Below are 7714 nucleotides of genomic sequence, written 5' to 3' on the forward strand. Positions count from 1 at the left end.
ATCTTTTACCATCTGGTAAAAATCTCTTTGCCTCACACAAAATCCACCGACTTGTTGAACGGCATCTCGCGCAGCCGCGTGCCCGTCACCGCCCAGATCGCCCCCGCCAAGGCCGGGGCGGCAGGCGGCACGGGTGGCTCGCCGATTCCAAGCACCCGGTCGCCGTTTTCCAGCCCGCGCACAACGATGTTCGGACATTGATGCAGCCGCATGCCCGGATTCAGGTCGAAATTCGACTGCTCAGCCACGCCGCCCGCATAAGTGATCTCGGAATTCATGGCGTGACCCAGCGCATAGATCACCCCACCCTGCACAAGGTTCTCGAAATTGACCGGATCGACAACCCGGCCCACTTCGGCAGCAACCCAAACATTGTCGATGCGAAGGCCAGCGTCCGCGTCGGTAACCTCGATCACCTGTGCGCAATGGACGCCGAACGACTTGGTCATCGCCACACCCCGACCGGTCTTTGAGCCATTGGCCATACCACCAATGCCGGACCAGCCCGACATCTCGGCGACTGCCTCCAATGCCTGCCGCGCCAGTGGATCGCTGCAGAGGCGCAGACGTTCCTCCAAAGGGTCGGCGCCCGCAGCTTCGATTAACTCGTCGAGGGCAGCGTTGTAGAAAAACCCGTTGGAGGATGCGCCGACCGAGCGCCATGAACTGATCGGCGCAAGCTGCTGGGCGCGATAGCCCGTCACGCGCTGGTGCGGGATAGCAAAGGGCTGTTCCCACGCGCCCGCCACGATCTGGCTGTCCGGTCCGGGGGCGGGTTGGTTTTGGCGGCTGAGTTGCGAGGCCATGACCGAGGGCATGGCGATGCCCAGATCCAGCGCCTCGACCTGCCTGTTCGCCACCTTGCCCCGCATCCGCGCCATCGCGATCTGGCGGGGGAAGTCGTGGATCATGTCCTCTTCGCGCGAGAGGGTCAGCTTGACCGGCGTGCCCTTCATCTGCATCGCGATCTCGGTCGCTTGTTTGACCACTTCGTCTTCCAGCCGGTGCCCGAAACTGCCGCCCATCATCAGAACATGCACGGTCACGTTGTCGGCCGGAATGCCGGTGATGCGGCTGACATTGGCCTGAATGAAACGCGGGATTTGTGTGCCGGTCCAAACCTCGGCGCGGTCATCGTCCACGCGGACGATGGCGTTCACCGGCTCAAGTGGCGCATGGGCCAGATAGGGCGCGCGGTACTCGGCGGTAAGGACCTCGCCATCGCTGAGGGCGGTGTCCACATCGCCGTCGTTGCGTTTCTGACTGTCCTGCGCGTCAGGTGTGAACGCCGCCTCAAGTGCGGCCCAATGCTCCGCTTGCTCGAGCGGAAAGGTTGGGTCTTCCCACGTGACGTTGATCGCCTGCGCGGCGCGGAACGCGCGCCATGTGTTGTCGGCGACAATCCCAAGGCCACCGGTGATCGGGACCACGGCTTTGACGCCCCGCATGGCAAGCGCTTCGGAGGCGTCATAGTCCGACATCCCACCACGCTGCGCGGGGTTCATCAGGACGGTGGCGTGGACCATGCCCTCGACCGATGCGTCGATGCCGTAGCCTTGCGTCCCCGTGCTTTTCGCCAGCATGTCGATCCGCTGCATCGGCTTGCCGATATAGCGCCATTGCGATGGATCGCGGAGGGGGACGTCCTGCACAACTTCGGCACCCGCCAGATCGGCGGCGAGGCTGGTGTAGGGGATTTTTTGACCATCTGGTAAAATCACGTTGCCGGACGCGGTGGTGAGGTCCGCGACCGCCACACCTTCCCGTTCCGCCACCACGGCCTTGATCGTCTCGCGCGCAGACGCGCCTGCCAAACGCAGTTTTTCGAACTGATCGGGCACGCTGGTGGAGCCGCCCGTGATCTGGAGGCCCATCACCTTCATGACAGAGTTCACCGCCCCTTCAGCAATGTCCTGCATCATGCCAGCGGCAGGCACCAGGAATTCTGCAGCCTCGGCCGCAAGTGCGGTGTTCCAATAGGCGGGGCTGGGCGGGCCGGGATCGGCCTTGATCTGGTCGAGATCGACATCCAGTTCCTCGGCGATCAGCGCGGCCTGCACGTGGTAGACCCCCTGCCCCGAATCCGCGCGGGGCGTAATGAGGGTGATGCCATCAGCGGTGATTTTGACATACGGTGTCAGAACCGCCTCTCCCGCCCCAGCCGTCAGCGGGTTCTCATGCGGTTTGCGCACGGTGTAGACGCCGAAAGCGACACCGCCGACAACGGCGGCAGAGCCAATGAGAAACGTGCGGCGGGCGATGGTTTTGAGGCGTCCCACGATCAGCCCTCCTGCATCAGGCTTGCGGCGCGCTTCACAGCGGCGCGGATGCGGGGATAGGTGCCACAGCGGCAAAGATTGCCCGACATGGCGTCGTCGATCTCTTGATCGGAGGGTTGCGGATTTTCGGCGAGAAGAGAGGCGGCCTGCATGATCTGGCCGGACTGGCAGTACCCGCATTGGGCCACCTGTTCGGTGAGCCATGCCGCCTGCACCGCATGCAGCGCTTCGGGAGTGCCAAGACCTTCGATGGTGCGGATGTCCGCACCTTCTGCGTCGATGGCCCGAGTCTGGCAGGAGCGGACAGCAACGCCATCCAGATGCACCGTACAGGCGCCGCATTGCGCGATGCCGCAGCCGAATTTGGTGCCGGTCAGACCAAGCTCATCGCGCAGGACCCACAGGAGCGGCATGTCGTCTTCGACATCGACCTCGTGAAGCGTTCCATTGATCCTGAGTTGCATCGCGGCGTGCTCCCTCTGTCACTGGCTTTGGCCTCAACATAGGACCGGTCTGGCCGTGTGGGAGGGGTGACCTTGGGGAAATTGCGGGGCGCTGCGCGACTTGGGATCGAAGCGGCGGGGCCGCTCCGAAAGGTGGGGGGACGCTTTCCCCCCACACCCCCCTGAAGTATTTGAAAACCGAAGAAGGGACGCGAAGGTCTCTTAAGCGGCTTTCCGCGCCCGGTTGCGGCGGCGGCGGTTGCCGTTCGGCTTGGCCGCGGCACCGGCGGGGCGGCTTTGCCCACCTTTGCCACCACGGCCCTGACCACGGGTCTGCGGTTTGCGGGCGACCGGGTCTTTCGGAGCCGAACCGCTGGCCACGGGGATCTCGATCTTCATCAGCTTCTCGATCTGGCGCAGCAGATCCGCCTCATCCGGCGCGCAGAAGGCAATCGCCTCGCCTTCACGGCCTGCACGGGCGGTGCGGCCGATGCGGTGGACGTAGTTGTCGGGCACATCGGGCAGATCGTAGTTGATGACATAGGCCACACCGGGAATGTCGATGCCGCGCGCTGCCACATCCGTGGCGACCAGCACCTTGATCTCGCCATCGCGGAACGCCTTGATGGCGCGGTCGCGTTGGCCCTGGCTTTTGTTGCCGTGGATGGACGCGGCATTGTAACCGTCGGCCACAAGACCCTTCATCAGCTTTTCCGCGCCGTGTTTGGTGCGGGAGAAAACGAGAGTGAGCGCATCGAGGTCGCGCGACAGGATTTCACGCAGCTTGGCGGGTTTGTCGGCCTTGGACAGGTGGTGCACCGATTGGGTGACCTTGTCGGCAGCCTTGCCCGGAGGGGCGACCTGCACACGCTGCGGATTGGTGAGGTAGGCTGCGCTCAGGTCTTCCATCTGTTTTGGCATTGTGGCCGAGAACAGCATGGTCTGTCGCGGTGTGCCGAGCTTGGGCGCGATGCGGCGCAGGGCATGGATGAAGCCCATGTCGAGCATCTGATCCGCCTCGTCCAGCACGAGGTGCTTGACGGTGCGCAGATCAACCGCCTTGCGGTCCATCAGGTCAATCAGACGACCCGGTGTGGCGACCAGAATGTCCGTGCCTTTGAGCAGGTGATGGATCTGCTTGTTGATGGACTGGCCACCGACCACGACATTCACTTTGAGGTGGGTTTTCTTGGTCAGGGTGCGCAGCGCTTCGGCGATCTGGTTCACCAGTTCGCGGGTCGGTGCGAGGATCAGCGATTTCGCGGTTTTCGCGGCAGGGCGTTCGGGCATGTCCATCAGGTGGCTGACCAGCGGGATGCCGAAGGCCATTGTCTTGCCGGTGCCGGTCTGGGCAAGGCCCAGAACATCGTTGCCCGCCATGGCAAGCGGAATCGCCTTGTCCTGGATCGGAGTGGGTGTGGTAAGGCCAGCGTCTTTGAGAGCGGCGAGGAGAACGGGCTTGAGGCCCAGAGTTTCAAAATCAGACAAAAGGTATCCTTTGCGTCCGCATGCGGTTGCGCACACGGAGGGTATGGTGCCGCATCAGTGCGGCAAACGAGGGTGTCGCAGAACCTTAAGACCATACGGGAGCGCCCCGCACTGTCTGGTGCTGCGTCAGGGACCCTGCGTGATGGGGAACTGAATGCGTCTATCGCCGGTGCGCCCAAGATGACGGGCGCGGCAAGCTCACGCGGCTGCGCGGCGATGAGGTGCACATGGGGCCTAAGCACCCATAAGTCAACCGATAAAGCGGTGCAGCACATAGGCTGCGGCAACAATGTGGATCAAAGTGATCACAACCGACAACCCGTGCAACATGCCGAAGCGGCGCTTGTTCCCGGCATCGGTGGCGGCGTTGATTGCGGGCATCAGGATTTGGCGGGTCGGGATGGTGGTCAGCGCGATGGCGGCCATGATCCCGGCTGACAGCGGGTCGGATATCGCGAGAAACACCGCCGACAGCCCTGCCCCGGCGATCACGAAGAGATAGAAATGCGGGAATGCGCGGCGGATCGTCGGGCCTGCGGTCTCGGCGGGCAATGCTGTGAAGAGGAACGCGGCAAACCCGAAGGAGTAAAGAACCATGCCGCCGAAAAGGAGCGCGGTCGAGAGCAAAGCAAGGGTTGTCATGTCAGCCTCCTGTCCGGTCGGTTTTTCGCGCGGTGCCCATGTAGATGATCATCGTGCCGGGCACGCGTCCGAAGGTGAAATCGCCCCTGCCGTTGATCCCGCGCGGGCCGAGGCCGACCATTTGGCCCGTGGTGAAACCAGCACGGTCCAGTTCGGTGCGCAATTCGGCGGGTTTGATGAACATTTCCGGATCATGCGTGCCCTTGGGCAACAGCTTGAGCACGTCTTCGGCCATGGTGATTGTGGCCAAACGGGCGATGGGGTTGCGGTTGATCGTGTCGAAGAGGAACATGCCACCGGGGCGCAAAACGCGGGCCACTTCGGAGATGACTTTGGGCAAGCTTTGGACGTGCTCCAGCACATCGACACAGACCACGGCGTCGAAGCTGGCATCGGCATAGGGCAACGCCTCGCCCACGCCGACATCGTAGCGGATGGACCGCCTTTCCTGCGCCGCATGGGCGCTTGCAGCAGCGATGGCCTCTTTCGCGGGGTCAATCCCCGTGACACGAGCGCCGCGATCGTCGAGTGCCTCGGCCATGAACCCTCCCGCACACCCAAGGTCGAGCACATCTTTGCCCTGCCAGTCGAACTTGCGGTCAAACCAGCTGAGCCGTCCGGGCACCATGTTCTTGAGCGTGCGGACCCAGCGGATGTCGTCGGACCACCAGCGGTCGGCAACGTCGTCGTAGATCTCAAGGTTGTTGCGCCGGGTTTGCGCCATCTTTTGGCTCCTTGGTGGTCAGTTTCGGCAGGACATAGGGCACACGGTCGCGATAGCGATCAAAGGCTGCGCCATAGCGTTGTTCGAAACGCTTTTCCTTCAGGCGCGGTGCGAGCAAGCAGTAGACAGTGTAGCTGATCGCGAGGGCAAGTTGGTCGGGCGTCCAGACCGGCACCGCCCAGAGGGTCAAAGCAAAGGCCACGTAGATCGGTTGGCGGATCAGGCGGAAGAGGCCCTGTGTTGGCATGTCGGGGAAGACCGGTTTGATCTTGCCCAAGAGTGACATCCAACCCAGCGCGCCCGATTGCACCTCGGCCCCGGCGTCAAAACTGGCCTTGAGCAACAGGAGCCATGTGGCGGCGTAGGCGGCGCAGATCCCGACAAAGGCGGTGCCTTCGGCGCGGTACCAGATGATGCCGCTGGGGGTCCACAGGAGGAACAGGGCGGCCAGTTGCAGCGAGGCGATGATCGCGTAGGTGGTGGTGGCCAGTGTCCCGCCATGTGGGCCGGGGATCAGGCGGGCCACGATCCTCGTGCCGCGTTTCGAGAGCAGGAACGAATGCACCAGCGGGAATTGCAGGATCAGCGCGGCGTTCGCGAGGACTGCCCAGGGCCAAGGAACGGTGCCGAAGCTTTCGCTCATACCGAAGAACATGGCCACCATCATCGACAGCACGGCGACTGCAAAGATCAGGTGGCAGACCGCGCCCATGGTCAGCGCAAGCGCAATCCGCCCCATGCCCGGTGGCGGGGTCAGCGCGGCCTTGATCAGGGTGATCAGTCGCTGGATGCGCGGCTCGTTCAGGGTCATGCGCTGCGCAGGATGTCATCGGCGATGGCAGTGCCGCTTTGCCATGCGTGCTCGATCCGGGGGCCAAGGCACCAGTCGCCACCCGCGTAGAGCGTGCCGTCGTGGGATTTGACATAAGGTTGGCCCAGCGGCTCGGTCACCAGCGCATAGCGCCAGCGGTGGGCGGTGGCATAGGCCACGTCGGTTGCATCAAGGCGATGGTGCGTCAGGAAAAGATCGAGCATCCGCGTTGCGATCTCGTCCTTGCTGAGTTCGAGATGAGTGGCGCTCCAATCCGCGCTGGCCTGCGCCACCCAACAGTTTTCCGTTGATCGACCCGGCTTTGCGCTGTCATGGGCGATCCACGCCAAGGCATCGGTTGGGTTGGTCTGCGTGGCAGGCGCGTCCAACGGACGTTTGAGCGCAACCATCAGCGTCAGGCTTGGCGCATAGACCACCCGGTCAAGCGGGTCGCTCAGGGCAGGCCCCACCAGCTTGTTTGTCTGTGGGACGGGTGCCGTGCAGACAACGTGGTCAAAGATGCCAAGCGGTTGGTCTGCGGTAAGTTCCCATCCTGCGTTGGTCTGCGTGACGGAGGTCACCTCGGTTTGCTGATGCAGGTCGAGGCCGTGGGCGAGATACTTGGTAAGCGCCGTCATACCGGGTGTTCCGACGACATGGGGTTTGCCATCGCCGCTGTCCCAATCCGCAACATGGCCCGCTGCCTTCGCCTCTTCGAGCAAAGCGCGGAACCCTTCGGTTTCCGACGGAATTATCTGCGCGCCGTGGTCAAATTGAAATCCACCATCGGCCCGGCGGGTGGCCATGCGTCCGCCGATGCCCCGGCCTTTGTCGAACACTGTCGGCGTCAGACCCGCCTTGGACAGTCGGTTGGCGCAGGCCAGACCGGACATGCCGGACCCAATGATCGCGATCTTCATCTTGCTCTGCCTCGTCGCTTCGCTCGCTTGGAGAGTAGCTAAAACGAACAGCGCGCCCGTCGAGGGGCGCGCTGTCGCAGAGGTTGGAAAGGATGGATCAGATCGCGAATGGATCGTCGACGATACCAACGAGCTGGATCAGGAAATCTCCGCCATCCGCCGCAAGCGCTGCATTGTAGAGCGCATTTGTCGCTTCGAACGCGTCGTTGATGGTGGTCTGCTCGCCGCGCACGAAAAGGTCCATCACTGCGTCCGCTTCGGTCACGTCGGAAAGTCCCCGGATCACGGCAAAATACGTTCCGATATCCGTCTTGTCCGCCAGATAGGCCCGGTCGCCCAGTTGCAGGTCGATGAACTCTTGCGAGGCGCTGCTATCGGGATCGGCTTTGGCCCCGCGCAGCACTTCC

Annotated in this window: 8 protein-coding genes; all 8 read right to left on the reverse strand. The window is 63.1% G+C overall.

Features of this window, described 5'->3' with window-relative positions:
• Window positions 1-32 precede the first annotated feature (32 nt).
• Window positions 33-2279 (reverse strand): molybdopterin cofactor-binding domain-containing protein, encoded by a 2247-nt coding sequence (locus tag JJ869_RS09270; protein ID WP_292266416.1) that lies wholly within the window; start codon window positions 2277-2279, stop codon window positions 33-35.
• Window positions 2280-2281: 2 nt separating this feature from the next.
• Window positions 2282-2743: a (2Fe-2S)-binding protein gene (locus tag JJ869_RS09275; protein WP_292266417.1), complete on the reverse strand. Its 462-nt coding sequence runs from the start codon at window positions 2741-2743 to the stop codon at window positions 2282-2284.
• 201 nt (window positions 2744-2944) lie between these two features.
• A complete protein-coding gene (locus tag JJ869_RS09280) occupies window positions 2945-4210 on the reverse strand; it encodes a DEAD/DEAH box helicase (RefSeq protein WP_292266419.1) in 1266 nt (421 codons plus the stop codon).
• 249 nt (window positions 4211-4459) lie between these two features.
• A complete protein-coding gene (locus tag JJ869_RS09285) occupies window positions 4460-4852 on the reverse strand; it encodes a DUF4149 domain-containing protein (protein WP_292266421.1) in 393 nt (130 codons plus the stop codon).
• 1 nt (window position 4853) lies between these two features.
• Window positions 4854-5576, reverse strand: coding sequence for a bifunctional 2-polyprenyl-6-hydroxyphenol methylase/3-demethylubiquinol 3-O-methyltransferase UbiG (gene ubiG / locus JJ869_RS09290; protein ID WP_292266423.1), 723 nt, complete (start codon window positions 5574-5576; stop codon window positions 4854-4856).
• A complete protein-coding gene (locus JJ869_RS09295; protein ID WP_292266425.1) occupies window positions 5548-6387 on the reverse strand; it encodes an isoprenylcysteine carboxylmethyltransferase family protein in 840 nt (279 codons plus the stop codon). The genes ubiG and JJ869_RS09295 overlap by 29 nt, the downstream gene beginning before the upstream one ends.
• Window positions 6384-7307 (reverse strand): FAD-dependent oxidoreductase, encoded by a 924-nt coding sequence (locus tag JJ869_RS09300; RefSeq protein WP_292266426.1) that lies wholly within the window; start codon window positions 7305-7307, stop codon window positions 6384-6386. The genes JJ869_RS09295 and JJ869_RS09300 overlap by 4 nt, the downstream gene beginning before the upstream one ends.
• A 97-nt stretch (window positions 7308-7404) precedes the next feature.
• Window positions 7405-7714 (reverse strand): hypothetical protein (locus JJ869_RS09305; protein WP_292266428.1); only part of this gene is annotated, 310 nt, incomplete at its 5' end.

The organism is Marivita sp. (genome assembly GCF_017643905.1).
In the GTDB taxonomy this organism is placed as follows: Bacteria; Pseudomonadota; Alphaproteobacteria; order Rhodobacterales; family Rhodobacteraceae; genus Marivita.

Excerpts from the sequence above, each read along its gene's own strand:
- ubiG (WP_292266423.1), bottom strand. The coding sequence starts at position 5,576 with ATGGCGCAAACCCGGCGCAACAACCTTGAGATCTACGACGACGTTGCC.
- JJ869_RS09295 (WP_292266425.1), bottom strand. The coding sequence starts at position 6,387 with ATGACCCTGAACGAGCCGCGCATCCAGCGACTGATCACCCTGATCAAG.
- JJ869_RS09300 (WP_292266426.1), bottom strand. The coding sequence starts at position 7,307 with ATGAAGATCGCGATCATTGGGTCCGGCATGTCCGGTCTGGCCTGCGCC.
- JJ869_RS09285 (WP_292266421.1), bottom strand. The coding sequence starts at position 4,852 with ATGACAACCCTTGCTTTGCTCTCGACCGCGCTCCTTTTCGGCGGCATG.
- JJ869_RS09275 (WP_292266417.1), bottom strand. The coding sequence starts at position 2,743 with ATGCAACTCAGGATCAATGGAACGCTTCACGAGGTCGATGTCGAAGAC.